The organism is Rhizobium sp. OAE497, from assembly GCF_040546565.1.
Taxonomy (GTDB): Bacteria; Pseudomonadota; Alphaproteobacteria; order Rhizobiales; family Rhizobiaceae; genus Rhizobium.
On the sequence record NZ_JBEPOA010000001.1, the window covers coordinates 2,374,378 to 2,392,384 of the forward strand.

At 58.6% G+C, this 18,007-nt stretch carries 22 protein-coding genes; 9 read left to right on the forward strand and 13 right to left on the reverse strand.

Features of this window, described 5'->3' with window-relative positions; translation table 11 throughout:
* Positions 1-469 precede the first annotated feature (469 nt).
* The 3 genes from ABIE40_RS12175 to ABIE40_RS12185 are packed head-to-tail and all read right to left on the reverse strand — an operon-like array spanning position 470 to position 2,237.
* Positions 470-856 (reverse strand): DUF983 domain-containing protein, encoded by a 387-nt coding sequence (locus ABIE40_RS12175; protein ID WP_199629222.1) that lies wholly within the window; start codon positions 854-856, stop codon positions 470-472.
* 28 nt (positions 857-884) lie between these two features.
* Positions 885-1,193: a tautomerase family protein gene (locus ABIE40_RS12180; protein ID WP_199629223.1), complete on the reverse strand. Its 309-nt coding sequence runs from the start codon at positions 1,191-1,193 to the stop codon at positions 885-887.
* A gap of 54 nt (positions 1,194-1,247) precedes the next feature.
* The gene (locus ABIE40_RS12185) at positions 1,248-2,237 is read right to left on the reverse strand and encodes a zinc-dependent alcohol dehydrogenase family protein (protein ID WP_199629224.1); all 990 of its coding nucleotides are present in this window, start codon (positions 2,235-2,237) and stop codon (positions 1,248-1,250) included.
* 384 nt (positions 2,238-2,621) lie between these two features.
* On the opposite strand from ABIE40_RS12185, the gene ABIE40_RS12190 reads away from it, so the two are divergent.
* Positions 2,622-3,155 carry a hypothetical protein gene (locus tag ABIE40_RS12190; protein ID WP_354541009.1) on the forward strand — a complete coding sequence of 178 codons (534 nt, stop codon included), beginning with the start codon at positions 2,622-2,624 and terminating at the stop codon, positions 3,153-3,155.
* Between the two features lie 78 nt (positions 3,156-3,233).
* Entirely contained in the window at positions 3,234-4,415 is a 1,182-nt protein-coding gene (locus tag ABIE40_RS12195; protein ID WP_199629226.1) for a trans-sulfuration enzyme family protein, read from the forward strand.
* A gap of 8 nt (positions 4,416-4,423) precedes the next feature.
* Here ABIE40_RS12195 and ABIE40_RS12200 read toward each other — a convergent pair whose 3' ends face one another.
* The 9 genes from ABIE40_RS12200 to ABIE40_RS12240 form a co-directional block, all read right to left on the reverse strand.
* Positions 4,424-5,107 carry a CbtA family protein gene (locus ABIE40_RS12200; RefSeq protein ID WP_199629227.1) on the reverse strand — a complete coding sequence of 228 codons (684 nt, stop codon included), beginning with the start codon at positions 5,105-5,107 and terminating at the stop codon, positions 4,424-4,426.
* A 10-nt stretch (positions 5,108-5,117) separates the two neighbouring features.
* Positions 5,118-5,297 (reverse strand): CbtB domain-containing protein, encoded by a 180-nt coding sequence (locus ABIE40_RS12205; RefSeq protein WP_199629228.1) that lies wholly within the window; start codon positions 5,295-5,297, stop codon positions 5,118-5,120.
* 37 nt (positions 5,298-5,334) lie between these two features.
* Positions 5,335-6,102 (reverse strand): aquaporin, encoded by a 768-nt coding sequence (locus ABIE40_RS12210; RefSeq protein ID WP_354541010.1) that lies wholly within the window; start codon positions 6,100-6,102, stop codon positions 5,335-5,337.
* On the reverse strand, positions 6,095-6,445 hold the full coding sequence (locus ABIE40_RS12215) for an SH3-like domain-containing protein (RefSeq protein WP_199629230.1): 351 nt from the start codon (positions 6,443-6,445) through the stop codon (positions 6,095-6,097). The genes ABIE40_RS12210 and ABIE40_RS12215 overlap by 8 nt, the downstream gene beginning before the upstream one ends.
* Positions 6,445-7,116 (reverse strand): nitrile hydratase subunit alpha, encoded by a 672-nt coding sequence (locus ABIE40_RS12220; RefSeq protein ID WP_199629231.1) that lies wholly within the window; start codon positions 7,114-7,116, stop codon positions 6,445-6,447. The genes ABIE40_RS12215 and ABIE40_RS12220 overlap by 1 nt, the downstream gene beginning before the upstream one ends.
* Positions 7,113-7,445, reverse strand: coding sequence for an SH3-like domain-containing protein (locus ABIE40_RS12225; protein WP_199629232.1), 333 nt, complete (start codon positions 7,443-7,445; stop codon positions 7,113-7,115). Before ABIE40_RS12225 ends, ABIE40_RS12220 begins: the two co-directional genes overlap by 4 nt.
* A gap of 52 nt (positions 7,446-7,497) precedes the next feature.
* A complete protein-coding gene (locus ABIE40_RS12230) occupies positions 7,498-7,839 on the reverse strand; it encodes a carboxymuconolactone decarboxylase family protein (RefSeq protein ID WP_199629233.1) in 342 nt (113 codons plus the stop codon).
* A gap of 21 nt (positions 7,840-7,860) precedes the next feature.
* Entirely contained in the window at positions 7,861-8,778 is a 918-nt protein-coding gene (locus ABIE40_RS12235) for an MBL fold metallo-hydrolase (RefSeq protein ID WP_199629271.1), read from the reverse strand.
* Between the two features lie 124 nt (positions 8,779-8,902).
* Positions 8,903-9,727, reverse strand: coding sequence for an alpha/beta fold hydrolase (locus tag ABIE40_RS12240; RefSeq protein ID WP_199629272.1), 825 nt, complete (start codon positions 9,725-9,727; stop codon positions 8,903-8,905).
* Positions 9,728-10,206: 479 nt separating this feature from the next.
* On the opposite strand from ABIE40_RS12240, the gene ABIE40_RS12245 reads away from it, so the two are divergent.
* The 3 genes from ABIE40_RS12245 to ABIE40_RS12255 are packed head-to-tail and all read left to right on the forward strand — an operon-like array spanning position 10,207 to position 13,289.
* Positions 10,207-12,270, forward strand: a complete 2,064-nt coding sequence (locus ABIE40_RS12245; RefSeq protein WP_354541074.1) for a PAS domain-containing protein — start codon at positions 10,207-10,209, stop codon at positions 12,268-12,270.
* Positions 12,270-12,905: a response regulator transcription factor gene (locus tag ABIE40_RS12250; protein ID WP_199629234.1), complete on the forward strand. Its 636-nt coding sequence runs from the start codon at positions 12,270-12,272 to the stop codon at positions 12,903-12,905. Before ABIE40_RS12245 ends, ABIE40_RS12250 begins: the two co-directional genes overlap by 1 nt.
* Before the next feature lie 3 nt (positions 12,906-12,908).
* Positions 12,909-13,289 carry a response regulator transcription factor gene (locus ABIE40_RS12255; protein ID WP_199629235.1) on the forward strand — a complete coding sequence of 127 codons (381 nt, stop codon included), beginning with the start codon at positions 12,909-12,911 and terminating at the stop codon, positions 13,287-13,289.
* Here ABIE40_RS12255 and ABIE40_RS12260 read toward each other — a convergent pair.
* The gene (locus ABIE40_RS12260; protein ID WP_199629236.1) at positions 13,261-14,226 is read right to left on the reverse strand and encodes an AraC family transcriptional regulator; all 966 of its coding nucleotides are present in this window, start codon (positions 14,224-14,226) and stop codon (positions 13,261-13,263) included. The genes ABIE40_RS12255 and ABIE40_RS12260 overlap by 29 nt on opposite strands.
* 103 nt (positions 14,227-14,329) lie before the next feature.
* Between ABIE40_RS12260 and ABIE40_RS12265 the strand changes: the two genes are divergently transcribed.
* From ABIE40_RS12265 to ABIE40_RS12280, 4 genes are read left to right on the forward strand one after another with little or no spacing between them, the layout of a single operon-like run.
* Complete coding sequence (locus ABIE40_RS12265) at positions 14,330-14,782, forward strand: nuclear transport factor 2 family protein (RefSeq protein ID WP_199629237.1); 453 nt, start codon at positions 14,330-14,332, stop codon at positions 14,780-14,782.
* Complete coding sequence (locus ABIE40_RS12270) at positions 14,779-15,870, forward strand: Gfo/Idh/MocA family protein (RefSeq protein WP_199629238.1); 1,092 nt, start codon at positions 14,779-14,781, stop codon at positions 15,868-15,870. Before ABIE40_RS12265 ends, ABIE40_RS12270 begins: the two co-directional genes overlap by 4 nt.
* The gene (locus ABIE40_RS12275; RefSeq protein ID WP_199629239.1) at positions 15,863-16,888 is read left to right on the forward strand and encodes a zinc-binding dehydrogenase; all 1,026 of its coding nucleotides are present in this window, start codon (positions 15,863-15,865) and stop codon (positions 16,886-16,888) included. Before ABIE40_RS12270 ends, ABIE40_RS12275 begins: the two co-directional genes overlap by 8 nt.
* Positions 16,889-16,930: 42 nt before the next feature.
* A complete protein-coding gene (locus ABIE40_RS12280; RefSeq protein ID WP_354541011.1) occupies positions 16,931-17,848 on the forward strand; it encodes an SDR family NAD(P)-dependent oxidoreductase in 918 nt (305 codons plus the stop codon).
* Positions 17,849-18,007 lie beyond the last annotated feature (159 nt).

Sequence of the window (18,007 nt, forward strand, 5' to 3'; positions counted from 1 at the left end):
AAAAAGAACGTGGACGACAAGGACCTTTGCGAAAACGCGAAGTAAACATGAGTATTCGCCCCGAGATACCGCAGGGCCCAGACAGACCGTCCGGCCAGCTCGTTTCCATCGATGGCGCTGTAAAGCACCATCGCTTCGAACGGATTGTCGATCACGATAAGCTAGGCGAGTCTCACGTCTTGATTGGACGCAACGGCGCAGGAAAGTCCACATTCGTCTCGGTACGCACCGGTTTGAGGTTCATCGATTCAGCAACCTTTATACTGAACGGCCGGGCTCCTCCCGCCTTGAGCGACCGTGTCACTTGAGGCAAAGCGGTGGCCTGCGTTTACCAGCACCGGACCCTTGTCAGCGGAGCGATCAGACAGTCAAGGATTTCGCAGACTGTCTCGGAGCGATCACAAAGCAGCTTCCAAATAGGTACGTGTGCTTTTGTCGTTACGCCCCATCCGGGCCTGCACGCCTCTGCCTATACGCGCCGATCATTATCTATTCGCCCTTCCTGAGCCTTGTAGAAATACTGAGAACAAACCAACCACCCTTTCAGCGGTCGCAGCAGGGCGACGCAGGTAGCGAGAGTTAGCGGCAAAGTGACCACAATGTGCACCCACAACGGGGTATTGAACTTGAACTGGAGCCAGAGCGCGAAGGCGAGCGCGGGCACGGCGACGATGCTCATCGCGAAGAACGCTGGTCCGTCTGCAGGGTCCGCGAAAGAATAGTCGAGGCCACAAACCTCGCAAGCGGGAGCCAATGACAACAGGCCACTGAAGAGATGGCCGCGTTGACACCGCGGGCAACGTCCTTTGATGCCAGTAAGTGCGGGATTCTTGGTTTCGTTGTACTCGCTCGTCATCCTCGCACCTTTGTAATTCGCCTTCGGTTCAAATTGCTTCCGCCTTAGGCGGCAACACCGATGCGAACTCGTCCCGCGACGTCGGGTTCCCGTCGATCATTTCGTAGACGGCCTTTGATCTGCCAAGCGTAGCCATCAGTGAAGGTGGTCCCGAAAAGGGTTCGCCGCCAATGTGCCATCCGTCCGTATGCAACTCCTCGATCAGAACCCAAGTCACGGACCTAAAAGCCTCGGAACCCTCAAATTTGACCATGACGTCCGTAATGGCCTTCGCCAAAGCATGCTTCTGAGTACTCGTGAAAACGCCGTCGACCAGTTTGATGTTCACGAAGGGCATGGAAATCTCCTCTGCGGTTGAATTAGGAAGGCAGCGATTGGGCCTTCGAGCCCGTCATTGAACCTCAATGACAAGCTTGCCGTTTGCCTTGCGGGTCTCCAAAAGTTCATGGGCGTCGGAGGCCGTCGCCAAGGTGAATTTCCTCGGATCGACCCTCGGCGACACCTTTCCGGCCTCCACCAGGTTCGTCGCCTCTCGCATGATGTCGCCGTGATGTTCCCGTCCCTCGCCGGTTAGAAGAGGGATCAGCGTGAAGACGCCGGAATAGGTCGCGGACTTGAATGACAGCGGAGCTAGAGCATGTGTCCCCCAACCGAGGCAGCTCACGACATGCCCAAATCTTCCAACGGCTTTGAAAGCGGTGTCCAGCCCCGCACCTCCAACGGTGTCGTAGACGACATCGAATCCTCTTCCCGCGGAATGCTTCGCTACGTAGCTGTCGACGTCATCCGAGGCGTAGTCGATCGGGGTGGCCCCGAGGCCGTTGAGGTAGTCAGCCTTGTTTGCGGAGTCGACGGCATAGACTTTTGCCCCTAGAGCGACACCAATCTGCACGGCGATATGTCCAACACCGCCGCCAGCACCCAGCACGAGAAGACTTTGCCCCGCCTGGAGGTTCACGCGGTCGACGAGCCCCTCCCAGGCCGTGATGAAAATCAAGGGAAGGGCGGCGGCATCGCGCATCGTAAGGTTTGCGGGCTTCAAAGCCAGCAGTCTCTCGTCCACCGACGCGTACTCCGCAAGGGAACCTTGATTGCCACCGACGCCCCCGGTCATTCCGTAAACTTCGTCTCCGATGGAGAAGCGCGTGACACCCTCTCCGACTTCAGCGACGACCCCAGCAAGGTCGATTCCAAGTATCGCTGGAAACGCATGCTTCGCGTGGGCCGCAGCTCCGGCCCGGATTTTCGTATCGAGAGGATTGACGCCGCTCGCGCTCACGCGGACCAAAACCTGACCACAGTCAGGTTTTGGATGCGGAATGTCGGCTAATACGAAGGGGCCGTTGGCGGCCTCCACGACCGCAGCTTTCATCATCGACATCTGATTTCTCCTAAGGCGATTGCCCCGGGAGGGTGCGCCTAAATTCTAGGGGCGGGAATCATATATACCTTTAGGAGCTGGGGAACCGCTCGCGTTTAAGGTTGTGATCGTCTCGGACATCTCGCGCCCTAATGGAACATATTATTTCCGCTTCGCTGGAGAGGAGTAACCTAGCTCTCGGCACGCGCAGCAGAAATCGGCCGCGGAGACGGGGGCGGAAAAATGAACAGACTGCTCAAAAAGGTCATCACAGCACATGGGGGCCACACAAACTGGGACGAGGTTAGTACTGCGAATGCCACGGCAACCGTCACAGGCCTATTCTGTCAAGACCGCCCCTCTGAGACACCCAGGCAAGTCAGTGTTCAAACTCGCCATAACAGGGTGACGATCGAACCCTTGGGTTGCGCCGACTGCGTGAGCCATCTCGACCATGACCACCTGTCGGTCGTTCGAAAAGACGGTACAATTTTTGTAGGACTGGAAGATTTCGGCCTGCGGTTCGAGCCGCCCATTGACATGGCGACAGGCGTCTTGATGACGTGCCGCACCCTCCGGTCAATGCTGACCTCCCCCTTTCTGCTGACGAATGAAGCAGTAGAGATAACTGAACTGGTGCCCTGGAACGAGCGCGGTGCCCAATGGCGGGTTTTAAGGGCCGAGTTCCCCCCCGAGCTGTCTGCGCCCGCTCGGGTGCAGGATTATTTTTTCGACGCAGAGTTCCTCCTACGGAGGCACGACTACCACGTAGACGGCGCTCAGGGCATTACGGTCTGCGAGCTCGTCGCGGAATATGTTGACGTGCAGGGCCTCCGGATGCCGACAAAACTCAAGGGGTACGCGCGCCGCCCGGACTTGGCCCCCGACATTGGAAGAGAACTGATATCTGTCGACCTCAACAATCTCGCTTTCTCTTAGTCGGAGTTTCCCCGGGCGCGCCTCGTGTGTATTAGGCCGATGACCTCTACCAATCCGTTTGGCGAAAAGGATGCGTTCATGAAAGACCTCACCCGCTGTGTCGTCACACCCGAAGTCAATACCGAAGGTTTCAAGTCACTAGGCGTCGGTGTCCACCGGGCGTCCACGATCGTATTTGATACCGCTGCGGATTACGCGAACCGCGGAGCGCGAGGCGCTGATGGGTATAGCTACGGCCTCTACGGCACTCCCACCACGCGAACGCTTGAAACCAAGCTTACGGCGCTAGAGCAAGGGGCGAGAACCTTCCTTGTACCCTCGGGCCAAGCCGCAAATACGATCGCGGTGCTGCCGTTCCTCAAATCAGGTGATGGCATCCTCATCGCCGACACGGCCTATCCGCCGATGCGCGATTTCGCAAATACGGACCTCGCCCGCTTCGGCGTGGAGGTCGACTACTACGACCCGCTCGATCTCTCTGACCTTGAGAGACGGATCAACAGCCGCACTAAAATCGTCTGGTGCGAATCTCCGGGTTCGACCACCATGGAGGTGCAGGACCTGCCAAGGATCGCACTGCTGGCCCACAAGCACGGTGCGCTCGTCGGCTGCGACAACACATGGGCGACGCCCCTCAATTACAAGCCCCTATCGCTCGGAGCGGATATCGTCACCGAAGGGCTGACAAAGTATATCTCGGGGCACTCTGACCTTTTGTTAGGATCGCTGACCGTGCGCGAGGAGCGGCTCGTAGCTCCGATAAGGTCCACGCTCGGACGGTTGGGTATCTCCGTATCGCCGGACGACGCATCGATGGTGCTGCGGGGCATGGAAACACTGGGCGTTCGCATGCGGCACGCCAGCGAGGTTGCGATGTCGTTGATCGAGAGGCTTCAAGCTTCCGAGGTCGTGGAGCGCGTTCTCTATCCGGCACTTCCAACCGACCCGGGCTATCCAGTCTGGCAAAAGGATTTCACCGGCGCGTCCGCAGTGTTCAGCGTCATTTTTAAGTCAGGCATAGCCGACCATGTCCCTCAGTCACTTGATGTCCTCAAGACTTTCGCGATAGGGGCGTCATGGGGCGGCACGCGGAGCCTCGTCGCTCCAATGCCGGTCAGAGCCCACCGATCCGCTACCAAATGGGCCGGAGACGATTTGATCCTGCGGATCAGTATCGGCTTGGAAGACCCGCAGGACCTGATCGACGACATTGATGCAGTCTTGGCAGACATTACTTCCCGCGCTCGCATCAACCGTTGAGGTACTATCTATCCCAGGACCGCTCGATATCGGTTTCCTGATCGAAGGACACCGAGCATAACGCCCATTGCCACCCAGGCGACAAGCCCGGCAGCAAGGGTTCCCAGAACGAAATGACGTTGCAATTCCTCGGGAACGAGCGTCGCGACGTCATCTACCGTAGGCGCTCCGAAGAGGAAAGGCGCGGCCAGCAACACCAAGGAGGCGACATACGCAGCGGCGTTTCGGACATTGGTGGCCAGAAGCATTGCACCCGCTGTGCCGAATGCACAGCAAAGCCACCAGAGCTGACGTTCACCTAGATCGGCAGCCGGCATTCCGGGAAGCTCGGGCGGCAAGCCTATCGCCGGCACGAGATTAAATGCCAGGAAGCCACCCATGCCCCACAAGAGACCCGAGCTCCAGGTTCTGAGACCGCCGCCGACCTCCGCGACGACGCTGACGAGAAAGGCGTAGCCCACGAACGCAAGGACCATCGCAGCCAAAGTGATCAAGTTCCTTCGGACGACCGAGACGTGCTTGTGCTCGTGCGGAGCCTGATCGGCCGCCGTTTGATGTTCGGCCACGTGCTCGAAGACCTCTGCTTCCATGATCGTTGGCACATTTATCGCGATGTTGAGAGTGGACGCTATCACTCCTCCAACCACTCCCGCGACCAGGGCCAAAAAGAACAATCGCTGAAAATAAGCCATAGCGGGAGCCTCAGTGACAGGGGAAACTCAAGGTATGGCGCACGTCGTGGGTAGCGTCGTGGATGGCGGGAATGTTCGAAAATCCAACGCCGCCGACGAGGATCGCCCCTAGAACCGCAATGGCTGCGAGCGAGAATAGCCTGGAGGTCACGCCAACTACGATAGGCTTCTGCTTTGTGATGGTTGTCATCTTCGTTCCCTTCTCTGATAGATCATGAGGTTGAACGCTACCGATGGCCTTGATCGCTAGCCCGCTCTTCAGCGCCATCGCGTGGCTGGGGGGATTGCTTCGTATCCTGAAAGGCGAACCCGGTGACGACCAAGGCGGCGGCGAGGCCGAGCAACTGAGCGACACCAAAGGCAGCGGCCTTCGCCAGGCTCACCGCGACGGGTCCCCCGGCCAGCGTCGCGGCGATCGTGACGGCGGGATTTGCGTAGGATGCCGACGGTGTGGCCAAGATCGCGGCAATTAGCCAAGCTCCAACCGCGAACGGCCCAGTGTCCCACTTGCTGCTACGCGCGCAACTTATGACGATGATCAGGAGCCCGGCGGAAGCCACGAACTCGCTGACCAGAAGCACCGTCGTCGGACTTTCTCCGATTGTCGGACGGATAGCCTCGCGGAACATCAAAGTGGCGAAAATGGAGCCACATACTCCGCCAATGATTTGCGCCAGAACATAGGATATCGTGCACCCGGTAGCCCGCTCGCCGCGGAGCCATTGTCCGATCGTGATTAGGGGATTGTAATGACCCCCGGACACTCTCCCCATTGCAACGATCAATCCGACCAGAGAGCCGGCGATCGAGACTGCGATGATGACCGAGGCCCCCAGCGGCTCCGCGCCCAGCTTCGTCTGCACGGCTAACCCTGACCCCACCATCGCCACGGTGAGGAGACAAGTCCCTACCGCCTCGACGAAAGACCGGCGCAATAATGGAAGCGAGCCGTCGACCTCAAAAAAGCAGGATGCCTCCGGAGGTACATCAGCCATTTGGATGCAAGCGCGCCGCATCGCTCGTATGGCGCGCCTCCAGCTCAACCATTTTCGTCGCCAGGTCGCTTGGCGTCAGGATACCCTTCTGGAAGAGGATGTTCGCGAAGGCGACGATCCAGCGTTCGTAGTACGACAACTTCCCAATCATCTCAGAGCCGAGAGCTTCGACGCCTCGGCGCTTTTCTTCGGTGTTGATGATCTTGTGGAAATCGAGAACGTCGGCGAGCGCATGGCACCGCTTCTCCCATGGGAGCAATTCGTGTTCGACGCGTTCGATCTTGCCGCTTGCGTCACCCCCGATGTCGTTGGGAAGTTTTTTGACGAGAAGTTCGCTGGCCATCACGCCGCCTCCGTTCGGTACTCTACCGGGATCACGCCGATCATCGCATCGCGCGTCACGAGCGTTGCAAGGTCCTCCTCGCTCATTGCCTCAGTCCCTGCCGGTCGCATCGGCAACACGAGGTAACGGACCATGGCTGTGGAATCACTGACGATAATCTCGACATCGTCGGGGATGTGCGTGCCGAACTCCTCGAGAACCGTCCGCGGTTCATAGACGGCTCGGGCTCGGTACGGCTTCAGCTTGTACCAGTCGGGCGGGAGGCCAAGCACGGGGCGCGGATAACATGAACACAGCGTGCAGACGATGAGGTTGTGGACCTTCGGGGTGTTTTCGAGAACGATCAACTGGGTGTCGTCGTAAAAAGTGATCCCCAGCTCTTCGCACCCCTTGCGGCCGTCATCGAGCAACCTTTGACGAAACCCTTCGTCGACCCAGGCGCGGGCCACGACCTTGGCACCGAGTGCAGGCGATCGTGAGTCCAGAACCTCGATCTGCCTTCGTATCTCGTCCGCGCCAAACAGCCGCCTCTCGATCAGCAGCTCTCGTACGGCGGTTTCCATGAGATCGTAGTAGCCCGGAGCATCCGCGATGGAGATTTCATCATGCGGATGCGAGTGCCCTGGATGGTCATGGTCATCGTGATCGTTGTCATCAGTTCCCACGTTCAAATCCTTTCGAGCCAGTTCTCGTAGACCTCTACTCTCAGCCCGTCGGAAGCCGGGCCTCTATAGTCGTTCCAAATCTGCGAAAGCGGAATCGCGATACGATAGTAATGGCCCTTCGAGCCGGCGTTCCGCCCGAAGCCCTCTTCCTCGTTGTCGACCCCCATCGTTGCGATGACGCGTTCGATCACCGCCGCCTTGCCTCGGAGATACATCGGGAGCCGATAATGACCGACGGGGAAACGCGTCCCCGTCCTCACCATCTCGCCAACTTTGAAGGCGGGAACCTCCCCCAGCGCAGGGACGACAGCATCTGCGATCGGTTGCGATGTCATAATGTTGTCCTTTCAGACGCATTCTGCTACGGTCTCAAACTTCGCGTGCGTCCTATGTCTTCGCTTTGGCGGCATCCAAGACCCGGGTGGAGTAGACGAGCCCTGCACCAGCGTTCACGCCGATCGCAGTCCCTAGCGCTTCCGCGATTTCCTCGCGCGTCGCGCCGGCTTTGAGCGCGGCCTCGGTATGCACGACAATGCAGCCGTCGCACCGCAGGGAGACCGCTACAGCCAAGGCGATCAACTCGTTGACCTTCGACCCAAGCAGGTCAGTTTTTCTCGCCGAACCGCCGATCGCCTGATAACCCCGGATAACATCGGGGCTGAGGGCTGCCAGCTCTCCGACCCCGGCGAGTACCTGACTGTGATAGGCATTCCAGTCGATCATGGACATCGATGCAGCTCCCTTGGGGCGTTAAACACCGTGGTAGACGAGACGTGCGAAAAAGTCGGGCGAGATAACGAACTGCCCCCATTTCGCGTCGAATGCCGCCGTCGGCTTGGCGGCAATCACCGCGTCGGCCGGTTTGCCCTCCGACTTGAGCTTGGCGACGTTCCCACGGATATCGACAAGCATAGTGCGGTAGTCGCTGAGCTCCGACTTGTTGCTGAGCGGCTGGCCGTGACCAGGAATGACGATGGTCTTATCGCCGACGCGGGACAGGATTTCCTCCACGGCCTTGATCTTTCCGTCGATACCACCGCCTGTGGAGTAGTCGATGAAGGGATAAATGCCGTTCCAGTAAAGGTCGCCGGTATGAACGATGTCGGCTTCGCCGAACGCGACGGAGATGTCACCGTCAGTATGGGCGTTCGGATGGTGTTTGAGCGTCAAAGTCGACTTGTTCAACTTCAGAGACATCTCATCACCGACAGTCTCGGAGGGCACAGCGGCGAGTGGCGGCCGCGGGAACTCGAAGTTCCAGTCCTCGACCTTCTGGACCGTCATTAGGTGGGCTTTGGTGTTCTCGTGGGCGAGGATCGCCGCCCCTTCCGCGTTCAGCCAATCGTTGCCGTCCGTATGGTCGAAATGCCAGTGAGTGTTGATCAGGTGCGTGATGGGCTGTTTGCCTAGCCCTGCCAGAGCATCGAGTATCCGGGGCCGCGATGCGGTTATGCCGCCGTCGATGAGGACCTTGCCGTCTCCGCCGGTCAGGACCGCGATATTCCCGCCCGATCCCTCCAGGATCGACACTCCGGCTCTTGCCTTATGGACTTTGACCGGTGCCTTTGCAGCTGCATCGCGGATCATGTCAACGATGCCCTGCGCCTTGGCGAATACCTGGGGAGGGCTAAGCCAGCCTCCCGTCACGGCGAAGGTCGAGGCGGCCATGCAGCACAGGCAAAACCCGCGGCGTGATAAGTTGAAGTCTTGGGTCATCGCATGTCCTCTGAGGAAAGGCGGGGCGGCTCCGGGGAGCTTGGGATTCACCTGGAGCCGCTTTTCCGCCGGCCGATCATGCCTGGAAAAACGCCAGCAGATCGGGATTGATGATGTCAGGGTGGGTGCTGCACATCCCGTGCGGGAGGCCCTTGTAGACCTTCAGCGTTCCGTGCTTGAGCAACTTGATCGACAGAAGCGCGGCATCCGCGATCGGCACTATCTGGTCGTCATCACCGTGCATCACGAGCACAGGAACGTCGATCTTCTTGAGGTCCTCCGTGAAATCGGTCTCGGAGAAGACCTTGATGCACTCGTAGTGTGCGATAGCGCCGCCGATCATACCCTGTCGCCACCAGTTCTGGATCAGGCCGGGATAGACCTTGGCGTCCTTTCTGTTGAAGCCGTAAAATGGACCGCTCGGAACATCGAGATAGAACTGCGCGCGGTTGGCCGCGAGCTGGGCCCGGAGATCATCGAACACCGAGATCGGCAGGCCGCCCGGGTTCTTGTCAGATTTCACCATGACGGGCGGGATGGCAGATATAATCACGGCCTTTGCTACCCTGCCCTTTCCGTGCTGGGCGACATAGCGGGTGACCTCCCCGCCTCCCGTCGAGTGACCGACGTGGATCGCGTCTTTAAGGTCCAGAGCTTCCGCCAGCTCCGCGACGTCAGCCGCGTAGGTATCCATGTCATTGCCGACGGCGGTCTGCGTCGAGCGGCCATGTCCGCGCCTGTCGTGCGCAATCACTCTATAGCCCTTGCTTAAGAAGAAGAGCATCTGGTTGTCCCAGTCGTCGGCGCTAAGCGGCCATCCGTGGTGAAAAACCACGGGTTGTCCCTTGCCCCAGTCCTTGTAGAAGATTTGCGTTCCGTCTTTCGTAGTGATCATGCCCATTTTCTTTTCCTCGGCTGGTGTTTGGCTTGTCTGTGCGTTGGCGGTCTGGACGGGAACGAATTCGGCAAGGCCGAAGATGGATGCTCCGAGCGCGCCCGCCGCGGTCCCGAGAACGGTTCGGCGGGAAACGGGAAATAATGCCGGTTTATCGGGCGTCATGATCCTCGACCCTTTTAACAAGCCGCCGAGCGACGGCATCGGAGAGCTGAAAACGGTGGGGCCAGGCCCGCCCGTCGGTTGGGATGTGCGGGAGGATATGCAGCCGCACCTCGTCGGCCAATCATATGTTTCCGTTAGTTCAGCCTGTTCTTCTGGCCTGGTCTTCAGGATCGAAGTATAGTCTGCGCTACTCCAGTGGCGTGTACCGGGAGAATGTCGTGAGGGGGCTTGAAATACGGCAATACGGGCCCGCGCTTGCTACGGGCTGCGCAGGAACTGCTTTGGGAATATTTGAACAAGAGCCCTATGGCGGGTTCTTCATGGCTGTCGCCGCGCTTTTGTTGATAAAAAGCAGCAGGATTGCGGCATGCGTCGCATTGCTCTTGCTCGTCGGCTGCGCGTTGATCCCGCTCATCCGGGCGAACTCGTTCATAAGCCCCCTGGCGTTCCTATTGTCGGGACTAGGCGCTTTCTGGCTGGTAGGTATCTGGCGACAGCGTACGGAGGTCGATCAGAGCCTGGTTGACGCGAGGTTGATTGTCGAGAGCATGCCGGGCCTCGGCTGGGCGACCGATGACAAAGGAAACTTTGTCTACGTCAACCCAAGCGTCATCGACTACGTCGGCAAGAGCACAGAAGAGTTCAACGCCACAGGGCGCACGGGCCTAGAGGCAGTACATCCTGACGATTCAGACCGCGTCACTCATGCTTGGCTGACCAGCATGAAAACTGGCGCACCTTTTGAGTCCGTCCATCGCATCCGGCGCGCCGATGGCGATTACAATTGGTTCCACGCATATGGACGTCCCCACCTGAATGACCAAGGCGACATTCAGGGATGGTATGGCACCACGATTGATGTCGACGAGAAACAGCGGGCCGAGCAACGGCTGGCGGAAAGTGAACGCCAACTACGCACGTTGATCGATACAATGCCCGTGATGATCTGGTGCGGATCGCCCGCTGGGGAGCCGATCTACCAAAACCCCAAGTTACTGGAATATCTCGGTGCGACGACAGAGCAGATCAGGGACAACCATTTCGGTGTCGTTCATCCCGATGACATGGCGAGGTTCCAATCCACGTGGGCCGACTGCGTCAAAGAGAAGACTCCCCTCTCGCTGATATGTCGTCTTCGGTTCAACGACGGAACATACCGATGGAACCGGGTCACGGCCGCCCCTCTCCTCAGCGAGAACGGCGAGATACTCCAGTGGTATGGCACCAATGTTGACATCGAGGAGCTGCATCAGACGCAAGAAGAACTGCGCGAGAATGCGGACCGTCTGAGATTGATGCTAGACACCTTGCCGGCGCTTGTCTGGTGCGCCAGCCCCGATGGCCAGCCAACCTATTTCAACGAACCGCTGATGAGGTACTCCGGCGTCACGCTTGAGGAATTGCGAGGCACCGACGGGTCCGGGTTCGCACCTATGATCAGCCGACTTGTCCATCCCGCCGACGCTCCCAACCTCAGGCACCGCTTCGAACAGTCATTTAAGACCGGCGAGCCGATCTCATTAAAATATCGCCATCGGCTAGCCGACGGCGGGTATCATCTCGTTGACTGCAGAGCGCGAGTGCTTCGCGACTGCCAAAGCCGGCTATTTCAATGGTACGGCGTTATCGTTGACGTCGAGGAGGAAACCCAAGCTCAGACCAAATTGCTAAAGGCGCAGCATCAGTTGGAGTTGGCAACCCGGGCGGCCAGTCTCGCCGAGCTTTCGGCGTCCATCGCCCATGAAATCAACCAACCGCTTGTGGCGGTCGTCACCAACAGCAGTGCCACCGAGAAATGGCTTGAAGCCGTACCGCCCAACCTTGAACGCGCGAAGAAAGCCGCCAGGAATTCCGTGGATGCGGCAAACGACGCTGCCGAGGTCATCACGAGGGTCAAGGCGCTGTTCCGGCAGTCCGGGGGAGCGAAAGCCCCGGGAAACCTCAACGAAGTCATAGAAGAGGCTTGCGTTCTGCTTCGGGAGCGTATCGCTGCCTCGCGATGCGATCTTCGGACGGAGCTTCAAGCGGACCTGCCGCAGGTAACATTCGATAGAGGCCTCATCCTGCAGGTACTCGTCAATATCCTCCAAAACGCCATGGACGCGATGGTCAACCTCAACGGATCAGCACGCTTGCTGGAAATCCGGTCCAGGCACGATGGTGAACATGTCGTAGTTCACATTCGGGACAACGGAACAGGATTGCATGATGCCGAGAAGATTTTCGAACCGTTCTACACCACTAAACACAATGGGATGGGCATCGGTTTGTCGATCTGCCGGAGCATCGTTGGTGCTCATGATGGAAGACTATGGGCGACCCCTGCTGAGCCTTCCGGCAGCATGTTTTGTTTTTCCCTTCCGGCAACCGGAGGAGACGCTTGATGCACGGGAAGGACCATATCGTATTCGTCGTGGATGACGATAAGCGCGTGCGCGAGGGGCTGTCGGAATTTCTCGAAGCATCGCAGTTAAACGTCGTGACTTTTGCCACGGGACGGGAGTACCTCGACGCGCCCAAGCCTGACACTCCTTCCTGCCTCATCCTCGACGTTCGACTTCCTGACGTAAACGGTATGGAGATTCAGGCGAAGTTGTCCGACAACGCTCATCCTCCGATCATATTCATCACAGGTCATGGGGATATCCAGATGACGGTTCGCGCTATGAAGCTGGGCGCTGTCGACTTCCTGACAAAACCCTTTCGAGAGGATGCCCTGCTAACCGCTATCGTAACCGCGCTTGAGCGTGACAAGATCGCTCGTCAGGAGCGGGCTGAACTCCTCGACCTTCAAGCAAAACTGGATTGCTTGTCCGCCAGGGAACGCGACGTCCTCCCACTCGTTGTGAGTGGACTGATGAACAAACAAGGCGCGGCCAAGTTGGGCATCAGCGAGATAACGTTCCAGATTCACAGAGGGAACATGATGCGCAAGATGCACGCGGACTCTCTCGCCGACCTCGTCAGGATCGCGGGCAAACTCAACATACCGATCACGCATACCCGATATGGAAATTGATGGATGACAGCGCAGACGAGCCACACCCTTGCAATCGTAGACGACGACAAACGCGTTTTGGAGGGCTTGCAGGAGCTTCTCGAGTCCGTGGGTTACGCGGCGAAAACTTTTCGGTCTCCAAGCGCTTTCCTCGACAGCGGCGCGCTGGCGGGCTGTGATTGCGTCATCACGGATATCAAAATGGATGCCATGGACGGGTTCGAGCTGGAACAGGAAGTACGCGGCCAGGAACCTGGGATGCCAATGATATTGATGACCGGCCGCACCGACATCGAGGACAGAGGGTACGCTGGCGCTGACAATCACCGCGTGTTTATGCGCAAGCCGCTCAACAGCCAGGCGCTGTTGCAGGCTATCACGCGGCTTCTTGCATTTCCTCGTTGAAGGCAGACGTCGTGGGCACAGCAATGGTCGCTAAGCTCTTTCTATACTCGCCTGGGGCATGCCCGAGCAGCTTCCTGAATGCCTTGGTGAACGCAGCTTCAGATTGATACCCCACACGACGACCGATCACCGAAATCTTGCCCGCGTTTGCTTCGATCAATCGGGCGGCTTGATAAATCCTCCATTCGGTCAAGTACGCCAGGGGTGCCTGACCAACGACGTGTTTGAAGCGGGCGGCGAAAGCGGATCGCGACATGCCAGCCTTCTGCGCCAGCCGATCGACGGTCCACGGCGTCTGAGGGTTGGCATGCATCGCCTCCATGGCTTGGGCGAGGTTTTTGTCTGCTACCGCGGCTAGCCAACCCGTCTTCGTTGTCCCGAACTGCTGTGAATAGGCACGGATCGCGTGAACGAACAGCAATTCGAAAAGCCGCCTCACCACCGCCTCCGAACCCAGCCCCGGCGTCTCCGCTTCCGCAGCCAATAACTCGAGTACGGCCTCAAATGCGCGGCTTCGGTTCTGCTCGGACTTCAGGTGGAGGAGTTTCGGCAAGACGTTCAGCAATGGCCGGGCATCGAGACTGTCGACGTCGAAGAAGCCGCTGATGAAGGTCGTCGTCGAGCCGCCGCCCCCGAACTGAATTCGGTTGCCTTCTCTGAGTGCCTCGACATCGACGCAATCCTCGATACGAGACCTTTCATGGTCAAAGACACGATAAGGCTCGTCTCCGAACATGATGAAGACGTCGCCCGCGCGCAGTGCCACGGGTTCGGGGTTTTCCCGGGTTGTCAGGACTCCCGATCCTCGGACGACGAGCACGAATTTGATGGAAGGATCGCCGTTCGAGACGACGCCCCATGGGGCTGTCGCATCGAGCGTTGTGAACTTCGCCTTCCTGATCCGAAGCGAAGAAAAGATGTCACTCAGGGGGTCCAACTAAATGTTCCTATGATGGACGATCGAGCCAAAACTTGGGACGATCGAGACTGAAGGCTCTCGGTTACCGTTGCTATATGGTGGTGCGAAAAGGAGATTCCAATTGCAGAAACGTCTCGCTCTCGCTGAAACCATCCGGACACTCAAAGCCCGGTACTGCCGCTATGTGGACACCCATCAATGGGTTGAGTTCGCAACCTTGTTCGCCAGCAAACCGACCATTCGCTTCTTCGGAGAGGATGGCGCTCTACTGGCGGAGTTCGACGCGGTCGACGAGTTCGTGGCCGTCACCAAGGCGTATCTCTCCGGCGTGAAGTCGATTCATCAGGTCCACAACGACGAGATCGACATCGTGTCGGAAACCGAGATCAGCGCGGTCTGGTCGATGGAAGACTACCTGATTTTTCCGAATGTGAACGACGGGCGACCGGCGTCCATGCACGGCTACGGGCACTATCATGAAACATGGCGGCTGGAAGGAGGACAGTGGCGATTGGCGCACCTGGAGCTTCGCCGCACCATCCTTGAAATCGAGCCAAAGGAGAAAGCGGCATGACAACCAATCCTATCAACGTCGGCATCATAGGCGTACACCCGGACAAGGGCTGGGCCACCACGGCCCATATCCCCGCCCTGCAAGCACTGCCGCAGTTCCGCATCACGGCCGTCAGCCACAACAAGCAGGACATCGCCGAGGCATCTGCGCTGAAGTTCGGCGCGGACCGAGGCCATTCGACGACCGAGGAACTTGTGAACGATCCGAACGTCGATCTGGTGGTCGTAACCGTGAAGGTGCCCCATCACCTTGAGCTTGTGAGCAAGGCCTTGGAAGCCGGCAAGGCGGTATTTTCGGAGTGGCCGCTGGGAATGAACCTATCCGATGCCGATAAAATGCTGGCGCTTGCGAGAAAGCAGAACGCCTTCACGGCAATCGGGCTTCAGACGCGCTCCGTTCCGGCTATCAGCTTCATCAGGGATTTGGTGAGAGATGGCTACGTCGGAGACGTCCTGTCTGTCTCCATCATTGGTTCAGGGATCATCTGGGGCGAAGAGATCAACGAGAGTTATCTCTACACGCTTGACATGGCGAACGGAGCGTCGATGCTGCACGTCCCGTTCGCGCATACTCTGGACGCTGCGCTCTTCGCGCTGGGCTCCGGTGTAAAATCTGTCGGCGGACTTCTTTCCAACAGCCGGCCCTTGATCCGCGTGGCGGAGACGGGGAACCAAGTCCCGTTCACCGCGCCCGACCAAATCGTGGTCAGCGGCCTTTTGGAGAACGGAGCCGCGTTGAGCGCCCACTTCCGCGGCGGTCTCTCGCGCGGAACAAACTTCCATTTGGAGATCAACGGCACCAAGGGTGACCTGATCCTGACGAGCCCTGTGGGGTATGTTGGCCTGGGCGGATTCGCTGTCAGAGGTGCCCAGGGAGACGAGCAGATGCACGAACTCCCGGTGCCGCAGACCTACGACACGCTCGGCATCGCCGACGGCTTCAGCCAGAGCGTTGGTATCGCTTATTCGCGTATTGCATCCGACATGCTGGATGGCACGAACCTTTCGCCCTCGTTCGGAGACGCCGTGAAACTCCACCGCGTGCTGGAGACGATAGTTTCGGGCAACGGAGACCAACGCGATGTCTGAGAAAATGCGGGCGCTCGTTGTGACGCGCCCCGGTGGGCCAGAGGTTCTCGAGGTACGACACGTAGTCCGCCCCGGGCTAAGCGACGAGCATGACGTTATCGTTCAGGTCAAAGCTGCGGGCATAAACCCTGCCGACTGGCAAAACCGAAAAAATGGCGCGGTTTATGATCGCGAGGGCGGTGGCACTGCTTTGCCGACAATCCTGGGGATCGATGGGGTCGGGATCGTTGTGGAAGCTGGCGCGGCCGTAACCAATGTCCGCGCCGGTGATGAAGTCTGGTACGTAGACGGTGGATATGCGGGCAACCCCGGTAGCTATGCCGAGTTCAAGGTGGTCCGCGGCGATTACGTGACGCTCAAGCCAGCCGGCCTCGGCTTCGCAGAGGCAGCGGCACTGCCCGTTGTCGGGCTCACGGCCTGGGAAGCCGTTTTCGACAAGGGACAGGTCAGCAGTGGCGACCATGTCCTGGTCCACGGCGGCGCAGGCGGCCTCGGACACATCGCCATACAATATTTAACCTCGATTGGAGCGAAAATCGCGACGACCGTGTCCAGCGATGTCAAAGCTGAACTAGTCCGAAAGCTCGGCGCTGACCTTGTCATCAACTATCGAACGGAGAACATCGAGGAAGCACTTGAGGCATGGAGAGGCGAACCGGGCGCTGAGGTAGTGTTCGACTTCGTCGGCCACGACAACTTCGCCAGAAGTTTCGCACATACAGCCGCGTACGGCAGGCTCGTCAACACGGTGGTTTCCCCGTGGCCAGCAGAAGGCAACGGTCCCGCCGAATGGAAAAACTTGGACATCAGCTTCGTCAACATCGGATTGCCGCAGATTTCCAGGAACCACGGTCATCGTCTTCGGCAGACGGCCATTCTGAAGGAAATCGCAGAACTCGCAGACCGTGGTCGCCTAAAGCCGCACATTGACAGGATGGTGTCTTTCGACGGCGTCGCTGAGGCGCAACGAGCGCTGGAAGCCGGCGAAACCTTGGGCCGCCCCGTTCTGGTCCTGTGACGACCTGAATCCCGACTTTGACCAAACAAGAAAGCTCAACACATGACAACTGAACTGCCATTCGGCTTCTCAACTACAGCCGCTGAAGTCCTTTCCGGCGTCGATCTGACGGGGAAAACTATGATCGTCACTGGCGGGGCCAGTGGCATTGGGATCGAAACCGTGCGGGCTCTCGCCTCTGCTGGCGCTGCAGTGACCATTGCGGCGCGGCGAACAGAAGCCGCTGAAGAAGTCGCTGTAACGCTTCGCGAGCAGACGCGAAATCCACAGATTAGCGTGCGACCGCTCGACCTGGCCGACCTGAGGTCGGTGCGGAAATTTGTGACCGACTGGGACAAACCAATCCATGCTCTCGTCAACAACGCTGGGATCATGGCCCTTCCCGAGCTGGAACGATCCGCCGAGGGCTGCGAAATGCAGTTCGCGACAAATTTTCTCGGGCACTTCGCCCTCACAACGGGACTCCATCCTCATCTGGCGAAGGCCCAGGGTTCTCGGGTAGTGTCCGTGAGCTCGACAGGAAGTCTCTTCGGCCCCGTATTTTTTGATGACCCGCACTTCCATTTCATTCCCTACACACCACTCCTTGGGTATGCGCAATCTAAGACTGCATGTATCCTGCTGTCCGTCGGCATCGCCAGCCGCTGGGAAGCGGACGGCATCGTGTCGAACGCGCTCAATCCGGGAGCGATAGCAACAAATCTACAACGACATACGGGCGGCCTGAGAACTCCGGAGCATCTGCGAAAAACGCCTGAACAAGGCGCATCGACGTCAGTACTCCTGGCTGGATCGCCCCTCGTGGATGGTATCGGTGGGCGGTACTTCGATGATTGCCAGATCGCACCTGTGCTTCCGACACGGTCGGATGGCAAACTGGAAGGTGTCGCTGCTTACGCGCTTGACGCAGCCAACGCAGATCGCCTTTGGAAGTTGGCGACCGAACTCATAAGGAACTAAGCCCGGGAGGACGGTGCTGCTCTACGTTTTTCGCAGGTTGCAATCGGAAATGCCAGGCCGCTATAGTCAGCCTGTTTATGCGTCGAGTGTGCCCCCGACTGCCGACGACTGCCGTATCGCCGCACGCGCCATGGGCTTCGGAACCTCAGCGAGGCGGAT

What these genes read in the sequence shown, in the direction of transcription:
- ABIE40_RS12175 (WP_199629222.1), bottom strand. Translation starts at nt 856, where the DNA reads ATGACGAGCGAGTACAACGAAACCAAGAATCCCGCACTTACTGGCATC.
- ABIE40_RS12245 (WP_354541074.1), top strand. Translation starts at nt 10,207, where the DNA reads ATGGCTGTCGCCGCGCTTTTGTTGATAAAAAGCAGCAGGATTGCGGCA.
- ABIE40_RS12180 (WP_199629223.1), bottom strand. Translation starts at nt 1,193, where the DNA reads ATGCCCTTCGTGAACATCAAACTGGTCGACGGCGTTTTCACGAGTACT.
- ABIE40_RS12235 (WP_199629271.1), bottom strand. Translation starts at nt 8,778, where the DNA reads ATGGCCGCCTCGACCTTCGCCGTGACGGGAGGCTGGCTTAGCCCTCCC.
- ABIE40_RS12185 (WP_199629224.1), bottom strand. Translation starts at nt 2,237, where the DNA reads ATGTCGATGATGAAAGCTGCGGTCGTGGAGGCCGCCAACGGCCCCTTC.
- ABIE40_RS12225 (WP_199629232.1), bottom strand. Translation starts at nt 7,445, where the DNA reads ATGACATCGCAACCGATCGCAGATGCTGTCGTCCCTGCGCTGGGGGAG.
- ABIE40_RS12255 (WP_199629235.1), top strand. Translation starts at nt 12,909, where the DNA reads ATGACAGCGCAGACGAGCCACACCCTTGCAATCGTAGACGACGACAAA.
- ABIE40_RS12215 (WP_199629230.1), bottom strand. Translation starts at nt 6,445, where the DNA reads ATGGCCAGCGAACTTCTCGTCAAAAAACTTCCCAACGACATCGGGGGT.
- ABIE40_RS12250 (WP_199629234.1), top strand. Translation starts at nt 12,270, where the DNA reads ATGCACGGGAAGGACCATATCGTATTCGTCGTGGATGACGATAAGCGC.
- ABIE40_RS12200 (WP_199629227.1), bottom strand. Translation starts at nt 5,107, where the DNA reads ATGGCTTATTTTCAGCGATTGTTCTTTTTGGCCCTGGTCGCGGGAGTG.
- ABIE40_RS12270 (WP_199629238.1), top strand. Translation starts at nt 14,779, where the DNA reads ATGACAACCAATCCTATCAACGTCGGCATCATAGGCGTACACCCGGAC.
- ABIE40_RS12230 (WP_199629233.1), bottom strand. Translation starts at nt 7,839, where the DNA reads ATGTCCATGATCGACTGGAATGCCTATCACAGTCAGGTACTCGCCGGG.
- ABIE40_RS12240 (WP_199629272.1), bottom strand. Translation starts at nt 9,727, where the DNA reads ATGGGCATGATCACTACGAAAGACGGAACGCAAATCTTCTACAAGGAC.
- ABIE40_RS12280 (WP_354541011.1), top strand. Translation starts at nt 16,931, where the DNA reads ATGACAACTGAACTGCCATTCGGCTTCTCAACTACAGCCGCTGAAGTC.
- ABIE40_RS12210 (WP_354541010.1), bottom strand. Translation starts at nt 6,102, where the DNA reads ATGGCTGATGTACCTCCGGAGGCATCCTGCTTTTTTGAGGTCGACGGC.
- ABIE40_RS12275 (WP_199629239.1), top strand. Translation starts at nt 15,863, where the DNA reads ATGTCTGAGAAAATGCGGGCGCTCGTTGTGACGCGCCCCGGTGGGCCA.
- ABIE40_RS12195 (WP_199629226.1), top strand. Translation starts at nt 3,234, where the DNA reads ATGAAAGACCTCACCCGCTGTGTCGTCACACCCGAAGTCAATACCGAA.
- ABIE40_RS12205 (WP_199629228.1), bottom strand. Translation starts at nt 5,297, where the DNA reads ATGACAACCATCACAAAGCAGAAGCCTATCGTAGTTGGCGTGACCTCC.